This window comes from Kitasatospora sp. NPDC059327 (assembly GCF_042752535.1).
GTDB lineage: Bacteria > Actinomycetota > Actinomycetes > Streptomycetales > Streptomycetaceae > Kitasatospora.
Genome location: NZ_JBHYYB010000002.1, coordinates 235685 through 260878, shown reverse-complemented (window position 1 = coordinate 260878; position 25194 = coordinate 235685). Strand labels below are relative to the sequence as shown.

Annotated in this window: 23 protein-coding genes; 13 read left to right on the top strand and 10 right to left on the bottom strand. The window is 75.5% G+C overall.

Translation table 11 applies throughout. The features are described 5' to 3' along the window. Positions 1–228 precede the first annotated feature (228 nt). A complete protein-coding gene (locus ACFXHB_RS02420) occupies positions 229–2454 on the bottom strand; it encodes a sensor histidine kinase (RefSeq protein ID WP_380571432.1) in 2226 nt (741 codons plus the stop codon). 389 nt (positions 2455–2843) lie between these two features. Here ACFXHB_RS02420 and ACFXHB_RS02415 point away from each other — a divergent pair, with 389 nt between their 5' ends. The 3 genes from ACFXHB_RS02415 to ACFXHB_RS02405 all read left to right on the top strand — a co-directional run bounded on the left by ACFXHB_RS02415 (position 2844) and on the right by ACFXHB_RS02405 (position 7431). Further along, positions 2844–3512, top strand: coding sequence for a response regulator (locus ACFXHB_RS02415; RefSeq protein WP_380571448.1), 669 nt, complete (start codon positions 2844–2846; stop codon positions 3510–3512). A 151-nt stretch (positions 3513–3663) separates the two neighbouring features. After that, a complete protein-coding gene (locus ACFXHB_RS02410; protein WP_380571431.1) occupies positions 3664–5883 on the top strand; it encodes a sensor histidine kinase in 2220 nt (739 codons plus the stop codon). Positions 5884–6159: 276 nt separating this feature from the next. Beyond that, entirely contained in the window at positions 6160–7431 is a 1272-nt protein-coding gene (locus tag ACFXHB_RS02405) for a M28 family metallopeptidase (protein WP_380571447.1), read from the top strand. 67 nt (positions 7432–7498) lie between these two features. On the opposite strand, the gene ACFXHB_RS02400 is transcribed toward ACFXHB_RS02405, so the two are convergent. Both ACFXHB_RS02400 and ACFXHB_RS02395 read right to left on the bottom strand, forming a co-directional pair. Then, positions 7499–9199 (bottom strand): acyl-CoA dehydrogenase family protein, encoded by a 1701-nt coding sequence (locus ACFXHB_RS02400; protein WP_380571430.1) that lies wholly within the window; start codon positions 9197–9199, stop codon positions 7499–7501. 71 nt (positions 9200–9270) lie between these two features. Continuing rightward, complete coding sequence (locus ACFXHB_RS02395) at positions 9271–9828, bottom strand: PadR family transcriptional regulator (RefSeq protein WP_380571429.1); 558 nt, start codon at positions 9826–9828, stop codon at positions 9271–9273. A 203-nt stretch (positions 9829–10031) separates the two neighbouring features. On the opposite strand from ACFXHB_RS02395, the gene ACFXHB_RS02390 reads away from it, so the two are divergent. After that, entirely contained in the window at positions 10032–10502 is a 471-nt protein-coding gene (locus ACFXHB_RS02390; RefSeq protein WP_380571428.1) for an SPW repeat protein, read from the top strand. A gap of 135 nt (positions 10503–10637) precedes the next feature. Here the strand turns inward: ACFXHB_RS02390 and ACFXHB_RS02385 are convergent, their stop codons facing one another. Next, positions 10638–12032, bottom strand: coding sequence for a class II fumarate hydratase (locus ACFXHB_RS02385; protein ID WP_380571446.1), 1395 nt, complete (start codon positions 12030–12032; stop codon positions 10638–10640). A gap of 231 nt (positions 12033–12263) precedes the next feature. Between ACFXHB_RS02385 and ACFXHB_RS02380 the strand changes: the two genes are divergently transcribed. Beyond that, positions 12264–14069, top strand: a complete 1806-nt coding sequence (locus tag ACFXHB_RS02380) for a cholesterol oxidase substrate-binding domain-containing protein (RefSeq protein ID WP_380571445.1) — start codon at positions 12264–12266, stop codon at positions 14067–14069. 19 nt (positions 14070–14088) lie between these two features. On the opposite strand, the gene ACFXHB_RS02375 is transcribed toward ACFXHB_RS02380, so the two are convergent. Further along, positions 14089–14571 carry a helix-turn-helix domain-containing protein gene (locus ACFXHB_RS02375; RefSeq protein ID WP_380571444.1) on the bottom strand — a complete coding sequence of 161 codons (483 nt, stop codon included), beginning with the start codon at positions 14569–14571 and terminating at the stop codon, positions 14089–14091. A 207-nt stretch (positions 14572–14778) separates the two neighbouring features. Between ACFXHB_RS02375 and ACFXHB_RS02370 the strand changes: the two genes are divergently transcribed. Beyond that, positions 14779–15516, top strand: coding sequence for an AzlC family ABC transporter permease (locus ACFXHB_RS02370; protein WP_380571427.1), 738 nt, complete (start codon positions 14779–14781; stop codon positions 15514–15516). Then, a complete protein-coding gene (locus ACFXHB_RS02365) occupies positions 15516–15824 on the top strand; it encodes an AzlD domain-containing protein (protein WP_380571426.1) in 309 nt (102 codons plus the stop codon). The genes ACFXHB_RS02370 and ACFXHB_RS02365 overlap by 1 nt, the downstream gene beginning before the upstream one ends. A gap of 106 nt (positions 15825–15930) precedes the next feature. Here the strand turns inward: ACFXHB_RS02365 and ACFXHB_RS02360 are convergent, their stop codons facing one another. The 3 genes from ACFXHB_RS02360 to ACFXHB_RS02350 form a co-directional block, all read right to left on the bottom strand. Next, a complete protein-coding gene (locus ACFXHB_RS02360) occupies positions 15931–16419 on the bottom strand; it encodes a hypothetical protein (RefSeq protein ID WP_380571425.1) in 489 nt (162 codons plus the stop codon). A 78-nt stretch (positions 16420–16497) separates the two neighbouring features. Beyond that, the gene (locus ACFXHB_RS02355; RefSeq protein ID WP_380571424.1) at positions 16498–16818 is read right to left on the bottom strand and encodes a hypothetical protein; all 321 of its coding nucleotides are present in this window, start codon (positions 16816–16818) and stop codon (positions 16498–16500) included. 43 nt (positions 16819–16861) lie between these two features. Beyond that, a complete protein-coding gene (locus ACFXHB_RS02350) occupies positions 16862–17416 on the bottom strand; it encodes a GNAT family N-acetyltransferase (protein WP_380571423.1) in 555 nt (184 codons plus the stop codon). 117 nt (positions 17417–17533) lie between these two features. Here ACFXHB_RS02350 and ACFXHB_RS02345 point away from each other — a divergent pair, with 117 nt between their 5' ends. From ACFXHB_RS02345 to ACFXHB_RS02320, 6 genes are all read left to right on the top strand, one after another. Then, complete coding sequence (locus ACFXHB_RS02345) at positions 17534–18712, top strand: acyl-CoA dehydrogenase family protein (RefSeq protein WP_380571422.1); 1179 nt, start codon at positions 17534–17536, stop codon at positions 18710–18712. Positions 18713–18822: 110 nt separating this feature from the next. After that, a complete protein-coding gene (locus ACFXHB_RS02340; RefSeq protein WP_380571421.1) occupies positions 18823–19194 on the top strand; it encodes an ADP-ribosylation/crystallin J1 in 372 nt (123 codons plus the stop codon). Positions 19195–19250: 56 nt separating this feature from the next. Further along, positions 19251–20054, top strand: a complete 804-nt coding sequence (locus ACFXHB_RS02335) for an ATP-grasp domain-containing protein (protein ID WP_380571443.1) — start codon at positions 19251–19253, stop codon at positions 20052–20054. A gap of 155 nt (positions 20055–20209) precedes the next feature. After that, positions 20210–21088, top strand: a complete 879-nt coding sequence (locus tag ACFXHB_RS02330; RefSeq protein ID WP_380571420.1) for an alkaline phosphatase family protein — start codon at positions 20210–20212, stop codon at positions 21086–21088. Positions 21089–21348: 260 nt separating this feature from the next. Beyond that, positions 21349–21831 (top strand): hypothetical protein, encoded by a 483-nt coding sequence (locus ACFXHB_RS02325; RefSeq protein ID WP_380571419.1) that lies wholly within the window; start codon positions 21349–21351, stop codon positions 21829–21831. A 190-nt stretch (positions 21832–22021) separates the two neighbouring features. Then, positions 22022–23302 carry a multidrug effflux MFS transporter gene (locus ACFXHB_RS02320; protein ID WP_380571418.1) on the top strand — a complete coding sequence of 427 codons (1281 nt, stop codon included), beginning with the start codon at positions 22022–22024 and terminating at the stop codon, positions 23300–23302. Between the two features lie 26 nt (positions 23303–23328). On the opposite strand, the gene ACFXHB_RS02315 is transcribed toward ACFXHB_RS02320, so the two are convergent. Together ACFXHB_RS02315 and ACFXHB_RS02310 are read right to left on the bottom strand one after the other, a co-directional pair. After that, complete coding sequence (locus ACFXHB_RS02315) at positions 23329–24522, bottom strand: hypothetical protein (protein ID WP_380571417.1); 1194 nt, start codon at positions 24520–24522, stop codon at positions 23329–23331. A 155-nt stretch (positions 24523–24677) separates the two neighbouring features. Further along, positions 24678–25194: carbohydrate binding domain-containing protein (locus ACFXHB_RS02310; RefSeq protein WP_380571416.1), on the bottom strand; the 517-nt coding region annotated here is incomplete at its 5' end.

Below are 25194 nucleotides of genomic sequence, written 5' to 3'. Positions count from 1 at the left end.
GACCGGAACGGGACGGCGGTCCCCCGCGCCCGGGCCCGGGCCCGGGCCCGGGCGCGGGGAGACCCCGAGCCCCGCCCCCGCCATCCGCTTCCGCCCCCGGCGCTGTCGGCGCCGGGGGCGGAGACCGTCGCGGCGGCGCCCCGCGCTGCCGGGCCGTCCGCCGCTGTTCGCCACGCCGCTCCTCCGACCCCGCCGTCCCTCCGCGCCTCATGTCGGCCCCGCCGTCCGTCAGACCGCGCCGGGCCCGCCGCCCGAGGGGAAGCGGGGGAGTACCGCCGTCACCCGGGTCCCGTGCTCCGACGCCGGCGGCCCGATCGTGCAGCGGCCGCCGACCTCCGCCGCGCGGTCGGCCATCGTGCGGATCCCAGCCCCTTCGCCGCCGGCGGGTTCCCGGGCGGGGGCGCCGGTGCCCGCCTGCCGGTGGCCGACCCCGTCGTCCTGCACGGTCAGCGTCAGCGTCCCCTCGTCCACCCGGACCACCACGTCGGCGCGTCCGGCACGGGCATGGCGCAGCACGTTGTCCAGCGCCTCGGTGGTGATCCGGTAGGCCGCCACCTCGACGGCGGCGGGCAGCGCCGGCAGCGGGTCCGGAGTCAGGGTGGCGGTGACGGCGAGTCCGGCGCCGCCGAAGGTGAGCGCGAGCTGCTGGATCGCCCGTGCCAGGCCGACCTCGCCGAGCGGGGCGGGCCCGAGCCGGTCGGTGATCCGCCGGACCTCCTTGATCGCCAGCGCGAGGTCCGTCGAGATCCCGGTCAGGGCCTGCGCGACGTCGCCGCCACCGCCCGGTCCGGGGAGGGCGGCGCAACGTCCCGGGCCCGGACCACCCGCCGCCCCCGACGCGGCCGCCGACGCGGCGTTGTCCACCCGCAGGCGCAGTCCCGCCAGCGCGGGGCCGAGCCCGTCGTGGATGTCCCGGCGCAGCCGGCGCCGTTCCTCCTCCCGGGCCGCGACGATCCGCTCCCGGCTCGCCCGCAGGTCCTCCTGCCGGCGCAGCGACGCGACGGCGGGCGCGACCTGGTCGGCCAGCGAGCCCAGGAGGTCGATGTCGTCGGCCGCCCGCCGCTCCCCGCCCGCGCGCAGCCCGACCGTCAACTCCCCGACCGTCGTGCCGTGGTGGACCACCGCGAAGGTCCGGCCGGGGCCGTCCGTCCGGCCCGCGGCGGCGAGCGGGCGCCGCCCGGCCCGGGTGCTGACGCTCAGCGCGACCCCGGGCAGCCGCAGTTGCTCCGCGACGGTGCCGCACAGCACAGCCGGCAGCCGCTCGGGGTCGCCGGCCAGCCGGACCCGTTCGGCCAGGGCGCGCAGGACCTGGTACGGCCGGGCGCGGTCGCCGTAGGAGAGCCGGTCGACCACCCCGGCGGCCCACCGGGCGGCCCGGGGCAGGGCGGCGCCGAGCCCGAACACCAGGGCGAGCAGCGTCAGTCCGGCCGCGCCCCGACCCGGGACCAGCCAGCCGGAGAGCGCGGCCGCCGCCGGTACCAGCGGCGCGCTCAGCCCGGTGGCCAGGAGCAGCCCGGTCAGCGCCGGCCGGGCCGCCCGGTCGAGCCGCCGGCCGTCGTCCCGGATCACCAGGAGGGCGACGGTGACCGCCCAGACCGCGCCGGCGGCGGCGAACAGCGAGCAGCCGAGCCAGGAGTCGTCCCCGAAGCCGCGGGCATGGAAGTCCCGCAGGCCGGCCCAGAGCAGGTAGGCACCGAGCATGCCCGCCACGTGCGCCCGGTGGGCCGGGTGCGGCGGCCGGGGCGCGCCGTCGGGCTCCCGCTCCGGGCGGGCGGCGGGGCGGATCAGCCGGGACAGCAGCACGGCGGCCGCGACGCCGACCAGCAGGTGGTCGACCGGGTCGTGGAGACCGTCCAGGCGGTCCGCGACCGACCCGAGGAGGTGGGCGGGCGTGCTGCCGGCGAGCGGGTTCGGCCGGCCGTAGGCGGTCGGGCGGCCCAGGAACGACATGCCGTCCGGGATCGCCCAGAGCGCCACGGCGCCGATGTAGAGCCACCACCGCCGGTCGGTGAGCCGCCCGTACGGGAGCCAGAGCGGCAGGACGTGGAACAGGGTCTGGCCGACGGTGTCGCACACCGACCGCAGCACCGCGACGGCCCCGACGACGCCCGGGTCGGAGACCTCCGCCCGGACGGGTGCCCCGGCGGCGCCGGGCAGGATCGAGGTCAGCGCGTAGACCAGCATCACCCAGCCGAGCGGACTGCCCGGGCGGTGGGCGTGCAGCAGCATGCCGGCCCCGGCGGTCGGCAGCGCGTAGAGCAGGACGGCGAGTTGGCCCCGGGGGACGGCCGCGCCGGGCGCGGCCGGGTGGACGAGTACGCAGCAGGTCCACAGCGCGGCCACGGCCAGACAGAGGGCCGTGCAGGCCGCGGCGCCGGTGAGCTGCCGTCGGGCGGGCGTCCGGCGGGCGGTGGGCCCGGTCGTCCGGGGTCGGGGAGGGATCACCGTGGTCATGGCACCGCCTCGGGAACGGGCTGGGTTCGGTCCGCCGACAGCCGTTCGTCGGGCACCACTTCAGTCTCGGCCGCCCGTCGTCCCGGGTGCATGGGGCAGCGGTCTCGTCCCGGGCGCGACCGGCGGTGCGGCGATCCACGCATGTCACGGAAAGTCACGGACCTATCGCTGGTAGTGTCGGCCGGGTGGACCAACAGCACCCCGCCGCACCACCCACCCCGCAGCCGGACGACCGGCCTCCGGCCGCTCCGCCGGGCGCGGGCGTCCCGGGCGTCCCGGGCGCTTCGGACGGCTCCGGCGGTCCGGTGTTCTCCGGTGGGCCGGCGCTCTCCGGCGCCCCCGTGCTCTCCGGTGCCCCGCCGCTCCCCGGTGCCCCGCCGCTCTCCGGTGTGGACGAGGAGCGGGAGGCCGCCCCGGTCCGGGTGCTGATCGTCGACGACCATCCGCTGTTCCGGGAGGGCCTGCGGGCCGCGCTGGAGAGCGCGGAGGGGATCGTCGTGGTGGCGGAGGCGGAGCGGGTCGGCGAGGTGGAGGCCGCCGTCGCCCGGAGCCGCCCGGACGTGGTCGTGATGGACCTCTCCCTGCCGGACGGCTCCGGGTTGGAGGCCGCGCGCCGGCTCTCCGAGCGGCAGCCGTCCCCGCCGGTGCTGATGCTGACCATGGCCGACGACGACGGCAGCCTGCTCGCCGCGCTCCAGGCGGGCGCGCGCGGCTACCTGGTGAAGGGCGCCGGCCGGGAGGAGGTGCTGCACGCGGTGCGCACGGTCGCGGCGGGCGGGGCGGTGTTCGGCGCGGACGTCGCCGGCCGGATCACCGTCCTGCTGGCGGGGGCCCGGCTGCGCGAGGCGGGGCAGCTGTTCCCCGCGCTCACGGCCCGCGAGGCGGAGGTCCTCGACCTGGTGGCGCGCGGGCTGGACAACCGGCGGATCGCCCGGGAGCTGGTGGTGGCGGAGAAGACGGTCCGCAACCACGTGACCCACATCTTCGAGAAGCTGCACGTCGCGACCCGCGCCGAGGCGGTGGCCCGGGCGCGTGACATGGGCCTCGGCGACAGCTGAGGCGGTCGGTCGCCCCGCCCGGGCCGCCACCGGTGGCCGGGCGGGACGCGGGTGAGGGCGTCGGGACGGGCTCCGGGGCGGCGGCCGGACCGGGCCGTGCCCCGCGCGCCCGGGGCGGCGGGCAGCCCAGGAGGCGGGGGAGGAGGCCCAGATGAGCGAACCGGTTCCGGTCACCGGCGTCCGGCGGACCGGCCCGACCCGGGCGTACTGGGTCTGCGCCGCGACGCTGCTCTGCGGCCTCGGCTGGGTGCTGTTGGCCCTGGTCCATCAGGACGCCCCGTGGGCGGAGCCGTTCCTGCTCCACGACGGCGAGACGGTGCTGCTCGGCTTCGGCTTCGCGCTCTCCGGGCTGCTCGTCCTCGCCCACCGCGGCGGGCCCGACGCACCCCCGCCGGCCGTCGGCGGTCCCGGCCACGCCTCTGCTGCGGGCCCCCGCCGGTCCGCCGGTGCCGTCACCGGTGCCGCCACCGGTCCTCCCGGGCTCGGCCTCGGGCTGGTCCTGCTGGCCGCCGGTCTCGGCGGCTGCCTCTCCCGCTTCGTGCTGTTCGCCGCCGCGGCGGCCGGCGCCGGTCCGGTGGGGGAGGCCGTCGGCACGGCCCTGCTGCTCGCCTCGGTCACCCTGTTCGTCTTCCTGGCCGTCGCCCTGCCGCTCTGGCTCCCGGGGGGCCGGCTGCCCGGCGGCCCCCCGGGCCGGGGCTACGTGGTCGTGGTGGCGCTCTGGAGCGCCTGTCACGCGTGCGTGGTCCGGCTCGGGGTGCCGCTGCCGTACTTCGGCGACGTCCTGGTGCCCCCGGGGGAGGGGCTGCCGCTGGACGAGTGGCGGGTCACCCTGGTCTCCTGGGCGCTCGTCGTGGTCAGCCTGACGGTGGCCGCGGTGCGCTGGCACCGCGCGGACCGCCCGCACCGGACGGTCGCGGTGGTGCTCGTCCCCTACCTGATCTGGCTGGTCACCACCAATGTCGCGCTGAGGCTGGGCCATGCGGAGAGCATCGCGGCGGTCGCCTACTTCACCGGTTCGGCCCTGTGGATGCTCGGCGCGGTCGGCTACGCCTTCACCCGGGACCGCTCGCGCTACCTGGACCGGGCGACCCGGCGGATGCTCAGCGTCCTCGCCCTCATCGCGGTGCTGATCGCCGGCTACCTCGGCATCGCGCTGCTGCTGCGCCACACGCTGCCCCAGGCCAGTACCGCCGGTGCCCAGCTGCTCGCGGCCGGGGCGCTCGCGATCGGTGGGCTGCTCGGACCGACCACCCGCTGGGTGGTCCGCGCCGTCGACCGGTTCTACTACGGCGACCGGGCCCGCCCGTACCAGGTGGTGCGGGCGCTCGCCGAGCGCCTCAGCCGGGCCGTCAGCCCCGCCGACGCGCCGCCGTTGCTCTGCGACACCGTGGTCGGCGCGCTCGGCCTGCCCGGCGCCAGGGTGGTCCTGCACACCAGCGACGGTCCGCACGAACTCGCCTCGGTGGGCACGCTCGGTCCCAACAGTCAGGTGTTCCCGCTCAGTTACGAGGGCGCGGTGATCGGCGACCTGTACGCGCCGCCGCGCGCCGGGCAGCCCGTGCTGGACGCGCAGGACCACGAGGTGCTGCGGTTCCTCGCCGACCAGGCCGCGCCGGCCATCGCCTCGCTGCGGATGTACGAGGAGGTGCAGTCCGGGCGGCGGCAGATCGTGCTGGCCCGGGAGGAGGAGCGGCGCCGGCTGCGGCACGACCTGCACGACGGGCTCGGGCCGACGCTGTCCGGGCTGCGGCTCGGTGTCGACACCGCGCGGGCCGCCGTGCCGGCCGACTCGGCGGCCGCCCGCTCGCTGCGCGCGGTGTCGGCGGGGATCGGTCAGGCGATCGTCGAACTGCGCCGGATCACCGAGGGGTTGGCGCCGGCCGCGCTGTCCGGCGAGGGGTTGGCGCAGGCGCTGCGCCGCCTGGTCGCCGGGCTGGACGGGGAGCGCGTCAGGCTGAGCCTGGAGCTCGACCCGGACCCGCCGCCCGCGTTGCCGGCCGCCGTCGAGGTGGCGGTGCTGCGGATCGGCGGCGAGGCGCTGCACAACGTCCTGCGCCACTCGGGCGCCACCGAGGCCCGGTTGACGCTACGGGTCCGCCCGCACGAGGTGGTGATCGAGGCCCGGGACGACGGCCGGGGCTTCCGTGGCTTGCGGGGGTTCCCGGGCGCCGGGGCCGGCGCCGGCCGGGCCGGTTCGGGGCTCGGCCTGCGCTCGATGGCCGAGCGCGCCGAGGAGTTGGGCGGTGGCTTCACGGCCGTGAACCATCCCGGCGGCGCCCTGGTCCGGGCGGTCCTGCCCCGGATGCCGGTCGTGTCCGAAGCGACGCCCCCGACCACGGACGGAGCCGACCGCCCCTGGCGGGCCCCTTGACGGACGCCGGGGTTGGCCCAATCATCATGGTCGCGTCAACTTCGCGGCTGTGTCCCCGCTGTCACCGCATTCCGGCCGGGCTGTCCCGGTCGGCCCCGTTCCCGGCCGGGCCCCAACCCGGTCGCCCCTTCGACCCGACGGCCAACCGCGAGGCTGTGCGCTTCCGTTCTGCCCCACCAGAATCTGGAGCCTCCATTGACCGAGCGCGCCTCGCGGCGATCCCGCCTGCGCCGATCCGCCCTGTCGACCGGGGCGGTCGTCACACTCGCCGCCGCCCTGTTCGCCCCCTCCGCCGTCGCGGACCCGGCCACCGCGGTGGCCCCCGCGGCTCCCCGGACGCTTGCCGCCGCCCCCGACATCCCGGTCGCCAACGTCAAGGCGCACCTGGCCCAGCTGCAGTCGATAGCCACCGCCAACGGCGGCAACCGCGCCCACGGCCGTACCGGCTACAAGGCGTCGATCGACTACGTGAAGGGCAAGTTGGACGCGGCGGGTTTCACCACCTCGCTGAAGACCTTCACCTACAACGGCTCGACCGGCTACAACCTCATCGCCGACTGGCCGGGCGGTGACACCTCGCACGTCGTGATGGCCGGCGCCCACCTGGACTCGGTGACCGGCGGTCCGGGGATCAATGACAACGGCTCCGGCTCGGCCGGCATCCTGGAGACCGCGCTGGCCGTCTCCCGGGCCGGACTCCAGCCCGCCAAACACCTGCGGTTCGGCTGGTGGGGCGCCGAGGAGTACGGCATGGTCGGCTCCAAGAACTATGTCAACAGCCTGCCCGCCGCCGAGCGTTCGAAGATCGAGACCTATCTGAACTTCGACATGATCGGCTCCCCGAACCCGGGCTACTTCACCTACCGCTACGACACCGCCCTGGACGCGCTGTTCCGCGACTACTTCGCGGGCATCGGCATCAGCACCGAGCAGGACTTCGAGGGCGACGGCCGCTCCGACCACGCCCCGTTCCAGGACGCGGGCATCCGGGTCGGCGGTCTGTTCAGCGGTGCCGACTACACCAAGACCAGTGCCCAGGCGGCGAAGTGGGGAGGCACGGCGGGCCAGGCGTTCGACCGCTGCTACCACTCCTCGTGCGACACCAGCGCCAACATCAACGACACCGCGCTGGACCGGATGAGCGACGCCATCGCGTACGCGATCTGGACGCTCTCGGCCGGCAGCACCACGCCGCCCACCGGGACGGTCTTCGAGAGCACCACCGACGTCCAGATCCCGGACAACGGCGCGGCGGTGACCTCCGACCTCGCCGTGACCGGCCGGACCGGCAACGCGCCCGCCGCCCTCCAGGTCGCGGTGGACATCAAGCACACCTACCGCGGTGACCTGGTGATCGACCTGGTCGCGCCGAACGGCACGGCCTTCCGTCTGAAGGCCTCCAGCGGCAGCGACTCGGCGCCCAACGTGCAGACCACCTACACCGTCAACGCCTCCGCGGTGCCCGCCAACGGCACCTGGAAGCTCAAGGTGCAGGACGTGGGTCCGCAGGACACCGGGTACGTCGACAGCTGGAAGCTCACCTTCTGACCCGGACGGCCGGGCGGACCAGGGGTGCCGGCCGCCGCCGGCACCCCCGGTCCGCTCCGGTCGGCCGCTACGGCCGCATCTCGTACGCGCCCGACAGGGCCTCGACCAGGGTCCACACCTTCGCGGCCCGCTCGCCGTCCGCGACCGGGCGGCGGACGTTGGCCAGCGCCCACGCGGCCTGCGCCTCGGTGGTGGAGGCCTTGCCGTGCAGCTCGGTGGCGTGCTTGGAGAAGTCCCGCACCAGCGCGTCGAAGACCTGGTCCAGCAGGTCCGTGTCCAGGCCGGTCAGCTCGGCCTGCTCCAGCACCAGCTGGCCGTAGACGATGAGCGCGAACAGCTGGCCGATCTCCAGCAGGAAGTCCAGGTCGGCCTGCTGCCGCTCGCTCGGCGCGTCGGTCAGCAGCAGGGCGCAGAACCCGTCGGCCTGCTCGCGGAAGCGGGCCACGTTCGGCAGGTGCGCGAAGGTGTCGTACGCGGTGCGCCAGTCGTGGAAGCGGATCGAGCCGAGGCCGCGGGCCGGGCCCTGGCGGAACAGGAACGCGTCGTCGGCGGCGTCCAGCCGGGTGGGCACCGGCGCGTAGTCGGCCGGGTCGAACAGGTAGTTGCCCATGAACTTGAGGATCAGCGCCAGGTTGACGTGGACGGTGCCCTCCAGCTTCGGCAGGCCGCGGATGTCCTTCGCCGCCTTGTCGAAGTAGGTGTCCGCCTCGAAGCCCTTGGCCGCGATGACGTCCCACATCAGGTCGATGACCTTCTCGCCCTCGGTGGTGACCTTCATCTTGGTCATCGGGTTGAAGAGCAGGTAGCGGCGGTCCTCGGGCGAGGCGCTGCGGAAGTAGTCCACCGCGCGGTCCGAGAACAGCTTCATCGCCACCAGGCGGGCGTACGCGTCGGTCAACTCGCGCCGCACGTGCGGGAAGTCGGTGACGTTCTTGCCGTACAGCACCCGGTTGCGGGCGTGCGTGACGGCCTCGTACATCGCGTGCTCGCAGATGCCGACCGAGGCCGTGCAGAGGTTGAACTTGCCGACGTTGACGGTGTTCAGAGCGGCGTCGAAGGCGGCCTTGCCGGTGTGCAGCACGTCCTCCGCGCGCACCGGGTAGTCCTCCAGGCGGAACTCGCTGACGTACATCTGCGCGTTCACGACGTTCTTGACCAGGTGGTACGCCTCGTGACGGCTGTCGGCGGCGAAGAAGACGTAGCCCTCCGGGCCCTCGACGTCCGAGCGGCGGCCGAACACCGAGACCAGGCCGGCGACGTTGCCGTTGCCGATGTAGTACTTGGCGCCGGTGGCCGTGAAGCCGCCCTCGCCGTCCGGGGTGAGGATCATGTCGGTCGAGTAGATGTCGGCGCCGTGGCTGCGCTCGGACAGCCCGAACGCCATCACGTGACCCTCCGTCAGGAGCTGGGCCGCGCGGGCCCGGACGGCCTCGTTCTCGCTCTGCCAGACCGGCCCCAGGCCGAGGACGGTGACCTGCCAGGTGTACCAGTAGCCCAGCCCGTAGAAGCCGAGGATCTCGTTCAGCTCGGCGATCCGGGCGGTGTCCCAGCGCTTGTCCGGGTCGGCCGAGGAGGGCGTCAGGAACTCCGCGAACAGCCCCTCCTTCGCGGCGAACTCCAGGAAGTCGGCGTACCAGCTGCGGTCGATGTAGGTGTCGATCAGCGCCTTCTTGCCGCGGGACTCGAACCAGTCCACGGTCGCGCGCAGCAGTCGGCGGGTCGGCTCGTCGAACTGCGCGGGGTCGTACGTACGCGGGTTGAAGAGCATCACGGGCTCCCGGGGGTCGAGGGTGGCGTGGTCGGGTGGGGCGTGGGGTGCGGCCGGCCCGCGGGGCGGGGTCAGGCCCCGGTCCGGTCGGCGGCCAGGCGGTGCAGGGTGGCGAGCACGTCGTCCAGCCAGGCGAGGGTCATCCGCTCGTACTCGATGCCGCCGCGCAGCACCACGTGCTGCAGCTGCTGCCGGGCGTCGAGGGCGGCCGGGTCGGGGAAGTCCCGCCGCTCGCCGTGCAGGTAGCGGGCGAGCAGGGCGGCGTGGCCCTCGCGGTGCCGCTCGACCTCGGAGAGCAGGGCGCCCGGGTCGTCGAAGGCCGCCGCGCGGATCTTGACCGCCAGCTCGTGCCGGACGGTCTCGGGTTCGACCGGCTCGCGCAGCCAGCCGGCCAGCGCCGCCCGCCCGGGGCCGGCCGCGGAGTAGACCTTCTTGTCCGGCCGGCCGTCCTGGGCGACCTCCTCGGCCGAGATCCAGCCGTCCGCCTCCATTCGCCGCAGCACCCGGTAGATCTGCTGGTGGGTGGCGGTCCAGAAGCGTCCGATGGAGCGGTCGAAGCGCCGGGCCAGCTCGTAGCCGGAGCCGGGCTGCTCCAGCAGCGAGACGAGGATCGCGTGCTCCAGTGCCATGAGCGGCATCCTGCTATGCAACGAGTTGCATAGGCAAGGGCGCCCCGCGAGGGTGAGACACAGCTCACCGCACCGCGGGGCGGGGCGGGGGTCGCGGGGCGGGCAGGGTAGCGGCCGGGGCGAAATGGTGCAAAACGGCAGATCGGCGCCAAAATAGAACGTGGCTGACACCTTCCATGTGTCAGGCCGAGGAGGTGGTATCGGTGTCTACCCAGATTCCGATGGGCATGGAGCACCATCCGGACATCGTCGAACTACGTGAGCACTACGAGCGGGTCACCCTGACCCCGCGGGCCCAGGCCGTCGAGGCCCTGGCCGTTCTCGCCGGTCTGTTCCTGGCGGCCTCGCCGTGGATCGTCGGCTTCACCGCATTCAGCACCCTGACCGTCACCTGCCTGATCGTCGGTCTCGCCTACTGCGTGCTGATGGCCGGGTACGGCTCGGCGTACGAGCGCACCCACGCACGGGCCTGGGCGGCGACGCTGCTCGGTGCCTGGACGATGCTCTCCCCCTGGGTGGTGTCCGGAGAGGTCGACCGCGGCAAGAACATCGTCGTCTGCCTGATCACGGGCGCCGTGATGTTCCTGCTGGGGCTCGCCGCGATCTCGATGGCCACGATGACCTCGAACGGCGCGTCCATGCGACGCGGCCGGGCCGGTCGGTCCAGGAGCTGACGGAGCAGCCCCCCGAGCCGGGGCGCGGAGCGGCGAGGCCGTCGTCCGCGCCCCGGCGCACGCCGCGGGGCCGGTCGCGTCCCCCGGCCGGGCCGGGCCGGTCACGGGCGGGGGCCGGCCGGGGGACGCGTGCGGTCACGGGCGGGTCATCCGCAGCACGTCGAGGGCCTCGTCCAGCTGCTCGCGGGTGAGCCTGCCCTGCTCCAGGTAGCCGCGCTCCAGCACCACCTGGCGGATCGTCTTGCGCTCGGCCAGCGCCTGCTTGGCGACCTTGGCGGCCTCCTCGTAGCCGATGTACCGGTTCAGCGGGGTGACCACCGAGGGCGAGGACTCGGCGTACTCGCGGGCCCGCTCGACGTTGGCGGTGATGCCGTCCACCGTCCGGTCGGCCAGCAGCCGGGCGGCGTTGGCGAGCAGCCGGATCGACTCCAGGACGTTGCGGGCGATCACCGGGAGCATCACGTTCAGCTCGAAGTTGCCGCTCGCGCCGGCCACCGTGACGGTGGCGTCGTTGCCGATCACCTGGGCCGAGACCATCAGCACCACTTCGGGCAGCACCGGATTGACCTTGCCGGGCATGATCGACGAACCCGGCTGGAGGTCCGGCAGGTTGATCTCCCCGAGCCCGGTGCGCGGGCCCGAGCCCATCCACCGCAGATCGTTGGCGATCTTGGTGAAGCCGACCGCGACGGTGCGGAGCTGGCCGCTCAGCTCGACCAGGCCGTCCCGCGCGCCCTGCGCCTCGAAGTGGTCGCGGGCCTCGGTCAGCGGCAGGTCGGTGGCCCGGGCCACGTCTTCGATCACGGCGGCGGCGAACCCGGGCGGGGTGTTGATACCGGTTCCCACCGCCGTCCCGCCGAGCGGGAGTTCGGCGACCCGGGGGAGCGTCGCGAGCAGCCGTTCCCGGCCGTGCCGGACCTGTGCCGCGTACCCGCCGAACTCCTGGCCGAGGGTGACGGGGGTGGCGTCCATCAGGTGGGTGCGGCCGGACTTCACCACCTGGGAGAACTCCGCCGCCTTCCGCTCCAGGGCCTCCGCCAGGTGCTCCAGGGCCGGGACCAGGTCGTGGGTGACGGCGGCGGTGGCCGCGATGTGGATCGAGGACGGGAACACGTCGTTGGAGGACTGGCTGGCGTTGACGTGGTCGTTGGGGTGGACGGGCCGGCCCAGCCGCTCGCCGGCCAGCGTCGCGATCACCTCGTTGGTGTTCATGTTGGACGAGGTGCCGGAGCCGGTCTGGAACACGTCCACCGGGAACTCCGCGTCCCAGTGCCCCTGGGCGACCTCCTCGGCCGCGGCCGCGACGGCCTCCGCCGTCTCCTCGTCCAGGACCCCGAGCCGGGCGTTCACCCGGGCCGCGGCGGCCTTGATCCGGGCCAGCGCCGCGATGTGGGCCCGCTCCAGCCGCTGACCCGACACCGGGAAGTTCTCCACCGCCCGCTGCGTCTGCGCCTGCCACTTGGCGGCGGCCGGGACGCGGACCTCGCCCATCGAGTCGTGCTCGGTCCGGAACTCCCGCTGCTCACCCATCGCGCGCTGCACCTCCTGGTCGGCCCCCGGCCGGGTCTGCTCCCCGGTCCGGCGGCGCTCTGCGAACACCACAGCCGCGCGCGGGTCCCCGGTATTTCCGCGCCGGGCGGGCGAACCGGGCTTCCTTCACTCGAAAGAGTGAAGATCACGACGCGCCCGTTCGCGCGCGCCCGTCCGCTTCGTACGCTCGTGCACGCACCGGGGGAGACGATCACCGAGCAGGGGGCGGACATGGCGGCAGCACGACGCGACGGGGACGGTCCGAGCAGGCGGGAGGTGCTCGGCGCCTCGGCGGCCCTCGGCGCGGCCGCCTGGCTGCTGCGCGGCACGATCGGGCCGGACAGCGCCCGGGCCGCCGCCCCGGTGCCGCCCGCCCTGCCCGCCGGCACCGAGCTGTACCAGCGGGTGTACCAGAACTGGTCCGGCGAGGTCCGCACCGACCAGCTCTGGACCTGCGCCCCGCGCACGCCCGAGGAGGTCCCGCTGCTCGCCGACTGGGCGCACGCCAACGGCTGGCGGCTGCGCGCCCAGGGGTACCGGCACACCTGGGCGCCGCTCACGGTCGCCGACGCCACCCCCGAGTCCGCCCGCGTCCTGCTGCTGGACACCACCCGCCACCTCACCGCCGTCACCGCCGACTCGCCGACCACCGTCCGCGCCCAGACCGGCGCCACCATGGAGAGCCTGCTCGCCCACCTGGCCGACCGCGGGCTCGGCGTCGCCAACTGCCCCGCGCCCGGTGAGCTCACCGTCGGCGGCGTGCTCGCCATCGGCGGCCACGGCACCGCCGTCCCGGCGGCCGGTGAAGCGCGCCCCGACGGCCACGGCTACGGCTCGGTCAGCAACCAGGTCACCCGGCTCACCGCCGTCGTCCACGACCCGGCCACCGGCCGCTACGCCCTGCGCACCTTCGAGCGATCCGAGGCCGACAGTGCCGCGTTCCTGGTCCACCTCGGCCGGGCCTTCGTCACCGAGGTGGTGCTCCGGGCCGGCCCCGACGTGCCACTGCGCTGCGTCAGCCGGCTCGACATCCCGGCGACCGAACTCTTCGCCCGGCCGGGCAGCCCGGGCGGCGTCCTCGGCCGCCCGCGCACCTTCGCCGACTTCGTCGACCGCGAGGGGCGGGCCGAGGCGATCTGGTTCGCCTACACCGACCGCCCCTGGCTGAAGACCTGGAGCGTCACCCCGCAGCGCCCGCTCGGCTCCCGCGCCGTCGACGAGCCGTACAACTACCCCTTCTCCGACAGCATCCCGGAGCCGGTCGCCCGGCTCGCCGGCGAACTCGTCGCCGGCGCCTGGGGGTCCGCCCCGATCTTCGGCCAACTCCAGTACCTGATCGCCAAGGTGGCCCTCACCGGGGACATCACCGACGTGCTGCTCTCCGGCGACCTGCTCGCCCACCTGCTCGCCGGCGGCCTGCGCTCCGACCTCTGGGGCCCTTCCCGCACCCTGCTGCAGTACGTCCGGCCCACCACCCTGCGGGTCACCGCCAACGGCTACGCCGTGCTCGCCCGGCGCGCCGACCTCCAGTGGGTCGTCTCCGAGTTCGCCGCGTACTACCGCCAGTCGCTCGCCGAGTACCGGGCGCGCGGCGAGTTCCCGGTCAACGGCGCGGTGGAGATCCGGGTCACCGGCCTGGACGATCCGGCCTTCAGCGGCGTTCCCGGCGCGCGGCCGCCGCTGCTCTCCGCGCTGCGCCCGCGCCCCGACCACCCCGAGTGGGACACCGCCGTCTGGCTCGACGTGCTCAGCCTCCCCGGCACGCCCGGTCTGCACCGCTTCTACCGCGACCTCGAACGGTTCCTGCTGCGCACCTTCGACGGCACCCGCGCCGGCCTGCGCGTCGAGTGGTCCAAGGGCTGGGCGTACACCGCGGACGCCGCCTGGGCGGACCCGGACGTGCTCGGCCGGGTCATCCCCGCCGCCCTGCGCGACGGCGGTGGCCCCGGCTGGGACGAGGCGGTCGCGGCGCTGGACCGCCACGACCCGCACCGGGTCTTCGGGAACCCCTTCCTGGACGGGCTGTTGACGTCCTGAGCCCCGGCGGCCGGCGGGCCTACACGTGCTCCATCACCATGACCGCCACGGTGTCCGGGGCGAGGGCGCGGAAGATGTGCGGGGCGTCGCCGGGGTAGCTGACGTAGTCGCCCGGGTGGAGCTCGACCGGCTCGGCCGGCGGCCCCACCAGGGCGCGGCCGGTGCTGAGCACCACGTGCTCCACCGTGCCCGGCATGTGCGGGTCCGAGGCCCGGACCTCGCCCGGCTGCGCCTCGATCCGGTAGACGTCGCGCCGCGCGTTCGGCGGGCAGGAGGCGAGCAGGGTGGCGGCGTAGTCGGCCCGCTCGGAGTGGGTGACCGGCCCCTCGCCGGCCCGGATCACCCGCACCACCGGCCGCGGCGGGTCGACCAGCCGGCTGAACGGCACGTCCAGCGCGACGCCGAGGGCCCAGAGCGTCTCGACGCTCGGATTGCCCGCGCCCGACTCCAGTTGGGAGAGCGTGGACTTGGCGATCCCGGCCCGGCGGGCCAGCTCGGCCATGGACAGGCCGGCCCGCTCGCGCTCGCGCCGGATGGTCGCGGCGATCAGCCCGATCAGCTCCGAGCCGGAGGTGCCCCGGCTGCCGGCGGGGTCGCCGGCGGCGTTGGCGCCGGGGTCGGTGCCGGTGTTCGCACTCATTCGCGTTCGCTCCACAGGTCCAGGCGTTCGCCTTGACGAACGATACCCATCGGGTTCACTCTACTGGACATGCGTTCGCTCCTCCGAACACTCGACCGTGCCACCCTGCGGGACATCGCCCTGGTCTGTGTCGCCGACGCCCTGGTCGGCGCCTCCTTCGGCGCCATCAGCGTCGCCGGCGGCCTGCCGCTCTGGCTGCCGATCGCCATGTCGCTGCTCGTCTTCGCCGGCGGCGCCCAGTTCGCGGCCGTCGGGGTCGTCCTCTCCGGCGGTGGGGTGCTCGCCGCCGTCGCGACCGGCCTGGTGCTCAACGCCCGCCTGCTGCCCTTCGGGTTCACCGTCGCCGACGTGCTCGACGGCCCGTGGTGGCGGCGGCTGCTCGGTGCCCAGCTGATGACCGACGAATCCGTCGCCTTCGCCCTGCTCCAGCCCGACCGGCGCCGCCGCCGGGCCGCGTTCTGGCTCTGCGGCCTGGCCCTGTTCGCGGTCTGGAACGCCTCCGTCGTGCTCGGCGCGGCGGCCGGCGGCCTCCTCGGCGACACCGACGCCCTCGGGCTCGACGCCGCCTTCCCGGCCGTGCTGCTCGCCCTCGTCCTGCCCTCGCTCACCGACCGGCGCACCCGGGCCGCCGCCCTGGCCGGCGCGGCCGTCGCGGTCGCCGCCACGCCGTACCTGCCGGCCGGCCTGCCCGTGCTGCTCGCCCTCCTCGGCCTGCCGCTCGCCGGCCGCGGGCCGGGCGACCGGAAGCCGACCGCGCCGGCCGCCGCCGAACCGGGCCCCGCCCCCGCCGTGGAAGGAGCCCACTGATGCCGCTGCTCGCCGTCCTCCTGCTGGCCGCCGGCACCTACGCGTTCCGCCTCGCCGGCCCGGCCCTCGGCCACCGCCTCACCCTCTCCGACCGGCTGCGCCACCTGCTCGCGGTGGCCGCCGCCGTGCTGCTGGTCGCGCTCGTCGCCACCGGCGCCCTCACCCAGGGCCACGGGTTCGCCGGCTGGGCCCGGCCGGCCGGCGTCCTGGTCGCCGGGCTGCTCGCGCTGCGCCGCGCGCCGTTCCCGGTCGTCGTGGTGGCGGGGGCCGCGACCACCGCGCTGCTGCGGCTCTGCGGGGTCGGCTGAGCGGGGTCGGCTGAGCGGGGTCGGCCGCCCCTGACACCTCATCACGGGGGGTGGCGGGGCTCGACCTCGGGCGCGGCCGTGCTTGACCTCAAGCGGACTTCAGCTCCTAGCGTGACGGCGTCGTCCGAGCCCGCCCACCGGAGGTCCACCCGCCATGACCGTTCACCTGCGTGACTGCCCCGAGGCCCGGCTCGCCGCCCAGCCGATCGGCTACTGGAGCGATGCCACCGCCCGGCTCGTCCTCGCCCGGATCCGGGGCGAACTCGCCGAGGAGCGGCTCACCCAGCCCCACTGGTGGAGCCTCGACCACGTCGCCGGCGCCCCCGGCGGCCGGCCGCGCGCCGCCCTGGCCGACAAGCTGCGCCCGTACGCCGTCGGCATCGTCCCCGCCGTCGACTTCGACCTGGTCCTCGACGAGCTGCTGGACCGGGGCCGGCTCACCGAGGACGGCGACGGACTCACCCTCACCGAGGCCGGCGAGGCCGGCCGGCAGCGGGCCCGCCGCCGCCTCGCCGCCGCCTCGCCGCCGCCTCGCCGCCGCCCACGAGCAGATCCACGACGGCATCGCGCCCGCCGAATGGGCCGCCGTGCTCAACGTGCTGCGCCGGATGGTCGCCAACCTCGGCGGCGACGGCGACCTGCCCTCCTGACCCGCCCCGTCGGGCGGCCCGGGTCAGCCCCGGTCGGCGTCGCCGAGGCGCTCCCGCTGGATCTCGGGCCGCTCGCTGTCCCAGAGCAACTCCCAGACCCGGAACACGCAGTGGTAGTCCCGCATGCTCCCCCGGGAGATCAGCAGATAGGTGTCGCCGTCCCGGAGCAGGGTGCGCCGGCGACTGTTGAACGGGTGCTGCGGGGTGTACGACGGGACGAGCCGACGGAGCTCGGCGAGCGCCTCCTCGCGGCTGCCCTCGATCTCGGCCAGCACGCTGGTGCCCCAGATCCGGTCGTCGCCGATCCCCTCGGTCTCCTCGGCGACCAGTGCCCAGCGCGTCATGCTCCACCCCTCGTTCGGATTGCCGTGCGGACTGCCGAAACGATCACCCTAGTGCCGGCGCGCCGTCAGCCGGGGGCGGGAGGGCCTTGAAGAAGAGGGTGGTCGGGTGGGACACGCCCGCCGGGTCGGTCGCGTAGTCGGGGACGGTGCCCACCCTGGTCCAGCCCGCGGCCGCGTACATCCGCTCGGCCGGGCTCCCCGTCTCGGTGTCCAGCACCAGCAGCCGCAGGCCGTGTCCGGCGCCCGCCGCTTCGAGTGCCGCCAGCAGCCGGCCGGCCAGCCGCTGCCCCCGGTCCGCCCGGTGGACCATCAGTTTGGCCACCTCGCCCCGGTGCCGGCCGTTGGCGCTCGCCGCCGGGCGCAGCTGGACCGTCCCGGCGACCCGGCCGTCGGCCTCCGCGCGGGCCGCCCACACCAGCAGCCGCCCGGCCGCCACGTCCGGGGCCAGCGACCGCCACCAGCCGCTCGCCTCGGCGGGGTCGAGCGGCGCGAGGAAGCCCAGCGAGGCGCCCGCCCCCACGGTGTCCACCAGCAGGGCCGCCAGGTGTTCCGCCGAGTCCGCCAGCGCGTCCGCCGTCAGCCGCTCAATTGTGTACATGCTCACTCCCTCGCTCCCGTCCGGAGGCCGGCTCCGTGCGGAATACTCGCCGGTACCGCCGCGGCCGCTACCCGTACCGGCCCGGCCCGGTGCCCGCCGAGACTACAAGGAGCTTCCATGGCGAAGCCGACCCGGATCGACCCGGCCGACCTGCTCGCCGTCGGTGACCTGCTCACCGACGAGGAGCGGCTGATCCGCGACACCGTGCGGAAGTTCGCCGACGAGCGGATCCGCCCGCACATCGGCGACTGGTTCGAACGCGGGGTCTTCCCGGCCCGCGAGCTGGCCCCCGAACTCGGCGCCCTCGGTGTGCTCGGCATGCACCTCGACGGCTACGGCTGCGCCGGCTCCACGGCCGTCGCCTACGGGGTCGCCTGCATGGAGCTGGAGGCCGCCGACTCCGGGCTGCGCAGCTTCGTCTCCGTCCAGGGCTCGCTCGCGATGCGCTCGATCCACGCCTACGGCTCGGAGGAGCAGAAGCGGCGCTGGCTGCCGGGCCTGGCCGCCGGCGAGCTGATCGGCTGCTTCGGCCTCACCGAACCGGACTTCGGCTCCGACCCGGCCAACATGCGGACCAGGGCCCGGCGCAGGGGCGGCGACTGGGTGCTCTCCGGCTCCAAGATGTGGATCACCAACGGCAGCGTCTCGGACGTCGCCGTCGTCTGGGCGCAGACCGAGGACGGCGTGCGGGGCTTCCTGGTCGAGCCCGGCACCCCCGGCTTCACCGCCACCGACGTGCACGGCAAGCTGTCGCTGCGCGCCTCGGTCACCAGCGAACTGGCCTTCGACGAGGTGGTGCTGCCCGCCGACGCCGTCCTGCCGGGCGTCACCGGTCTGCGCGGGCCGCTCTCCTCACTGGGCGAGGCCCGCTACGGGATCCTCTGGGGCACCGTCGGCGCCGCCCGCGACTGCTACACCACCGCCCTCGACTACGCCGGCAGCCGGATCCAGTTCGAGCGGCCGATCGCCGGCTTCCAACTCACCCAGCAGAAGCTGGTCGAGATGATGCTGGAGGTGGAGAAGGCCTACCTGGTCGCGCTGCGGATCGGCCGCCTCAAGGACGAGGGCGCCGCCCGTCCGGCGCACATCAGCTTCGGCAAGCTCAACAACGTGCGCGCCGCGCTGGAGATCGCCCGCAGCGCCCGGACGGTCCTCGGCGCCAACGGCATCACCACCGAGTACCCGGTCCTGCGGCACGCCAACAACCTGGAGTCGGTGCTCACCTACGAGGGGACGAGCGAGATCCACACCCTCGTCCTCGGCGAGGCCATCACCGGTGAGTCGGCCTACCGCTGACGGACTCTCGGGCCGGTCGGCCCGCCGCCCGTCCGCCGGGCGGTCCGCCCGCCGGCCCGCCCCGAAACCCGGTGGCCGGGCCGGCGGCCGCCCGGCTACCGTCGGTTCCCATGAACGGCCCGACCCCCACCCCCGCGACCACCACCCTCTGGCGACCCACCGGCCCCGAGGAGCTGGCCCTGGTCGCGGCCTCGGGGTACCGGGCCTGGCCGCCCCGGCTGCCCGACCAGCCGATCTTCTACCCGGTGCTCGACGAGGACTACGCGATCCGGATCGCCCGGGACTGGAACGTCCCCGCGTCCGGCGTCGGCCACGTCACCAGGTTCGCGGTCGACACGGCCTTCCTGACCCGCTACCCCGTCCGGCAGGCCGGCGGCCGCACCATCCTCGAACTGTGGGTGCCGGCCGAGGAGCTGGACGAGTTCAACCGCCACATCGTCGGCCGCATCGAGGTCGTCCACGAGTTCCGGCCGCGGCCGTGACGGGCGCGAGCGTGACGGCCGCGGCCGCGCCGGCCGTCCGCGCCGCCGCCGGCCCCGTGCTGCTCACGTCGGCCCAGCGGACCGGCACCACCGCCCTGCTGACCGCGGCCGCCGCCGCGCGCGGCCTGGCGACCGCCGAGCTGACCGGACCCGCCGTGCTCGACCGCCTCACCGGGCGGCCCGTCCACTGGTACGGCGGCCCGCTCGCCGCCGCCCGGATCGCCGACCGGCTCGACCTCGCCCTGCTCGAACCGGAGGACGACTGGCCGGCCCGGCTGCCGGAGGAGTTCACCGGCCGGCGGATCGAGCTGACCACCCTCGCCGAGGCCTGGACGCTGCGCCGACCGGCCTTCGTCAAGCCGCCCGCCGACAAGTCGCTCCCGCCGGCCGTCTACTCCGACGGCTCCCGGCTGCCCCGGCACGGCGAGCGGATCGGCCCCGACACGCCCGTGCTGATCAGCGACCCGGTGACGTTCGGCGCCGAGTACCGGCTGTTCGTCCTGGACGGCGAGGTGGTCACCGGCAGCCGCTACGCCCGCTTCGGCCGGCTCGACCCCGGGCCCCTCACCCCGGACGCCACCGGCTTCGCCCGCCACCTGCTCGCCGCCGTCGGCGACACCCTGCCCAGCGCCGTGGCACTGGACGTCGGCCCGCTGCTCGACCCGTACGAGCCGGGCGAGCGCTGGGCCGTCGTCGAGGCGAACCTGCCGTGGTTCGCCCACTCCTACGCCGCCGACCCGGCCCGGGTCCTGGACGTGGTGCTGCGCGCGGCGGGGCCCACCGCCGCGCTGCGCCCCGCCGACCGGCGGTTCGTCCGGGCCGGCGGACCGGTCGCCCCGCCCTGGGGCGCCCGGGGGTGAGCCCGGCCCGGATGCCCGGCAGGCGTCCGACACGGCCCGGACACCCGCCGTTCCCCTCGGCGACACCGGACGGTCCGGTGGGCCGTGCAGCATGACGCGACCGGTGGTGCCCGCGCGGCACGGCCGGGACGCACCGTGAAAGGAACCGCCTCACCATGCCCACAGCTCCGCCGCCCCGGCCCAGGGTCCTCGTCGTCGGGATCGACGGCGTCCGGTACGACCTGCTGGACGAGGTCCCGCTGCCCCGGCTCGCGGAGGTGGCCGGCGCCGGGTTCCTGGCGCCCGTCACGGTGGCGGAGTCCACGCCCACCATGTCCGGCCCCTGCTGGGCCACCATCGTCACCGGTGTCGAGCCCGCCAAGCACGGCGTCTGGGGCAACCACCTGGGCGGCAACCGGCTCGACGTCTTCCCCGACTTCGCCACCCGCCTCGCCCGGGGCGACCGCCGCCGCACCTTCGTGGCCGCCGGCTGGGACCCGCTGGTGATCAACGAGTCGGGCGGCCCGCTGTTCCGCGCGCCCGGCCGGCTCTGCTACGTCGCTCCCGCCGAGGACACCCCCGAGGCCTGGGAGGCCGTCGACGAGGAGGTCACCCGGGAAGCCGTGCACGTCCTCGCGACCGCCGACCCGGAGGCCTCCTTCGTCTACCTCGGCGCCGTCGACGAGACCGCCCACTTCCTCGGCTGCGGTGCCGAGTACCGGGCCGCGATGCGCGCCGCCGACGAGCGCCTCGGCCGGCTGCTCGACGCGGTCCGCGGCCGGTCCGGCCACGCCGACGAGGCGTGGACGGTCATCGTCGTCACCGACCACGGCCATGTCGACGCCGGCGGGCACGGCGGCCGCACCCCCGAGGAGCGCACCGCCTGGGTGGCCTGCGCCGGCCCCGGCATCCCCGCCGCCCCTCCCACGGGGGAGATCCGGCACCCGGACGTCGCCGCCCAGGTGTACGCCTCGCTCGGTCGGCCGATCGACCCGCACTGGACTCTGGACGGCCGGCCCTTCCCGGTCGCCGTCCCCGTTCCGGCGGGTCACTGACCCCGCCACCGACCCCGCCGCGGGCCCGCGAACGGGCCGCGCAGGGGCCCCGGCGGGGGAGAACCCCGAGACGCCGACGCCGCGCGTACCCCTGAAGGTGGAGACCGTACCCCCAAGGTCGCAGGTGCGGTCGCGACCTCGTGGTGACGCCGCGGCAGGCCATGGCGGGTCAGGATGGAGTGACCCCGGTGGACCGGGCACCCGACGCGCGACGACGGGCACCGGGGGACAGGACCGAACAGGGAGAGGGCAGGGCGGGCATGAACGGCATCGTGAGCAAGGTCGTCATCGGAGTCGCCGGCACGGGCATGGCCGTCGCCGTCGCGGCCGTGGCGGTCGGCCCGCGGGTCTCCGACTGGTACGACGGACGCCACCAGGAGCAGGCCAGCTACACCACCGGCAGCGCGGCCAAGGCCGACCACCACCCGGCACCGTCCTGGCTGCCGGACAACGCCTCCGCCATCCAGTACCTGAGGTCGACCACCGGCGACGACCGCCTGCTGCGGGCCACCCTGCCGGACGGGCGGCTGCCCGCCGGCTGCGTCACCGCCCAGCCGGGCAGGACCGCCCACCCGGTACCGGCCGCGCTGAAGGCCGGCTGGTTCCCGGCGGGCGTCTCCGCGAGGACCACCGGCGCGTGCGGGCACTACAACGTCACCCTGACGGGCAACCAGCTCTACGCCTGGCAGGACGGGGCCGCCGTCCAAGCCGCCCTGCGCGCCCAGCCGGCCGGCAAGCACTGAGCCGGCAAGCACTGAGGCGCCGTGCACTGTGGCGCCGTGCACCGAGCCGGCGGGCGTAGGGCCGGCGGGTACTGAGCGGCCGGGCAGCGGGCCGAGTGGGCCGCGCGGCCCACCCCGGGTATCGCCGGGCCGGGCCACTGGGGTAGGACGGAGCGTGGACAAACCCAGCGCCCGCCCCGTGAGGAGCCCCATGCCCGGTCCGACCGCCGGTCCCGCCGGCGAGACGCCGACCGCCCCGGCCACCCAGGCCGCCGCCTCGGGCCGGACCGCCGCCGCCCCGGGCCGCGGCATGATCGCCGTGCTCGGCGGTCTGGTCGCCCTCGGTCCGCTCACCACCGACCTCTACCTGCCCGGCCTGCCGGTGATCGCCGACGACTTCGCCGCCGAACCGGCCGCGGTCCAGCTCACCCTGACCTTCTCGATGTTCGGCGTCGCCGCCGGCCAGCTGATCTTCGGACCGCTCAGCGACCGCTTCGGCCGCCGCCCGCCGCTGCTCGTCGGCCTGGTCGTCTACACCCTGGCCGGCGTCCTGTGCGTGGTCGCCCCCACCCTGCCGATCCTGATCGCGGCCCGCTTCGTGCAGGGCGCGGCCGGTGCGGCGGGCCTGGTCATCGGCCGCGCCGTCGCACGGGACCGCTTCGAGGGCGTCGCGATGCTCCGCTTCCTGGCCTCGATCAGCCTGATATCCGGCCTCGCCCCGATCCTCGCCCCGGTCGTCGGCGCCCAACTGCTGCGCGTCACCTCCTGGCGCGGCACCTTCGGCGCCCTCACCGCGCTCGGCCTGCTGCTCACCCTGATCGCCTTCGGGGCCCTGCGCGAGACCCTGCCACCGGCGGCCCGCCACGGTGGCGGGCTCGTCGCCACGCTGCGCACCATGAAGGGGCTCCTGCGGAACCTGCCGTTCCTCGGTCTCACGCTGACCAGCACCTTCGCGTTCGGCGCGCTGTTCGGCTACATCAGCGGCTCGTCGGTGGTGCTCCAGCACGTCTACCACGTCTCGCCGCAGACCTACAGCCTGCTGTTCGGCCTCAACTCGTTCGCCATCGTGGCCGTCACCCAGCTGAACGGGCGGGTGCTCGCCCGCCGCTTCACAGCCCGCGCGCTGATGCTGGCCGGTCTCGGGACGGCGGTCGCCGCGGGGGTGGCGCTGGTCCTGCTCACGGCGGTCTGGGATCTCGGCCTGGCCGGCGTCTGCCCGGCGCTCTTCGTCCTGATGGGCAGCCTCGGCGTGATCCTGCCGAACTCCGCCGCCCAGGCGCTCAGCCTGGTCGCCCCGCAGGCCGCCGGCTCCGCCTCCGCCCTCATCGGCACCGGCACGTTCCTCTGCGGCGCCCTGGTCGCGCCCCTCAGCAGCCTCGGCGGCAGCCCGTCGGCGGTCCTCCTCGCGGTCGTCGTGCTCGTCTGCGCCGTCCTGTCCGCGGTCGCCTTTCTGGCCCTCTGCCGCTCCCCGCGCCCGGTGGCGGCCCGGTAGGGGTCGCGGCCGGGCGGCCGGCGCGGTCAGACGCCGACCACCGCCTGGCCGCGGGCGAGCAGCCGGGTGCGGGCGTAGGCGGCGAGCTCGGGACCGGCGGCCGTCGCGGCGACGTCCTGGGTGGTGCCGCCGGGGCGGTAGGTGCCCGACACCGTGTAGTAGCCGTAGCGGCCGATCGTGGTGTGCGTGTTGGCGCAGCCGGCCGACACGCACCAGGCGATGCCGCCGGGCGTGGTCAGGCCCTGGACCTGGCCCTTGTGGGACTGGCCGGCGGCGTCGGCCTGCGGTGCGTGGTCGAAGACGGCCACGCCGACGGTGACGGCGCTGTCGCCGGAGGTGTACGTCGCGCGCAGCAGCCTGCGGCAGGCCTGGCCGCTGATCACGTCGCCCAGACCGCCGGTGGTGGCCTGCCAGCAGGTGTCCGTGCTGCCCGTGACGACACGGTTCCAGGTGCGGCCGCCGACGGTGAGGCTCGGGGCGGCGAACAGGGTGCCCGGGTCGAGCGGAGCGGTGTCGGTCACGGCCTCGGAGATGACCGTCAGCGGATCGCGCGGCGCGCCGCCGGTCGGCGCGGGGGCGGTGACGGGCGGTGCGACCGGCGGCGCGGCGGGCGGGGGAGCACCCTGGGTGGCGCTCGCGGCGGGTTTGCCGGGGGTGGTCGCGACGCCGCTCGGCCGGCTGCCGGACTTGCCGGCGGAGGGGGTCGCGGACGTCCCGCCCGGGGCGGCGGCGGAGGCACCGGGGGAGGTCGGCGCGGTGGTGGCCACGGCCGGCGGGGCCCCGGTGGCTGAGCCGGTGGGGCCGGTGGGTGCGACGGCCGGGTCGGTGGTGGGGCCGGGTCGGAGGGTGACGGCGCCGCTCGGGCGGTCGTCCCGGCCGCTGCCGGACACCTGGATCGCCGTCGCCGTCATCCCGCCGATCAGGGCGGTCGCGAGCACACTGGCCCCGATCACCCGCAGCCGCTTCCTGCGCCGGATCTCCTCGTCGTGCTGCTCGGCCAGGGCGGCCCAGTCGGGCCGGGGCGGGGTGGCGGACCCGGTGAGGTACGGCGAGCCGCCGGCGCCCGGCGCCGGGGTGTGCGGTGTGGAGTACGGTCCGGGCCGGACTCCGGCCGGTGCCGCGGCCGGTGGGAGGCCGGCTGGTGGGGGACCGGCCGGTGGTGAAGCGGCTGCCCCGTCGGGCGTTCGTGCGCTGTCCGTGGTCCCCACCCCGTCCGTCATGGTCGGTGATCCTATGACATGACCAATGGGGCGGGAGTGGCCACGGTGATGTTCCCGTCCGCCGGGGGCGCTACCACGGGGGAACGGCCGCCGGGGGCGGCGCGACGGTGAGGTCGCGCCGCCCCCGACGGGACGATCGGGTGTGGCGGGAGGGGTCAGGCGATGGCGAAGTCGTCGCCGAAGACGTTGCCCTGGCCGTACCAGCCGTGCAGGTACACCGTCACGGTGCCGGAGGCGCCGGTGGTGAACGGGACGGTCAGCTTGGTCCAGCCGGCGGCGTTCGTCCAGGTGCTGGCGGTGGCGCCGCCGCTCACGCCGAGGTAGGCGTAGTTGCCCTGGACCCAACCGCTCAGCGTGTACGAGGTGTTGGGCGACAGCGTCACAGTCTGCGCGCACTGGCCGGTCTGGCCGGCGGTCGCCGCGGCCTGCAGGGCGTAGGAGCCCGAGTGGGCCGGGGTGGAGACCACCGCGCCGCCGCTCTGGCAGGTCCACGGGGCGAGGCTGCCCGTCTCCAGGCCGCCGTTCACCAGAGCGCCGGGCGGGGTGACCCCGGTGACCGTCAGCGAGTAGCTGCTGGTGTGGGTGCCCGAGGCCCCGCTGCCGGTGACGGTGAGCGGGTAGGTGCCCGCCGCGGTGGCGGCCGTGGTGGTGATGTTCAGGGTGGCGGTGCCG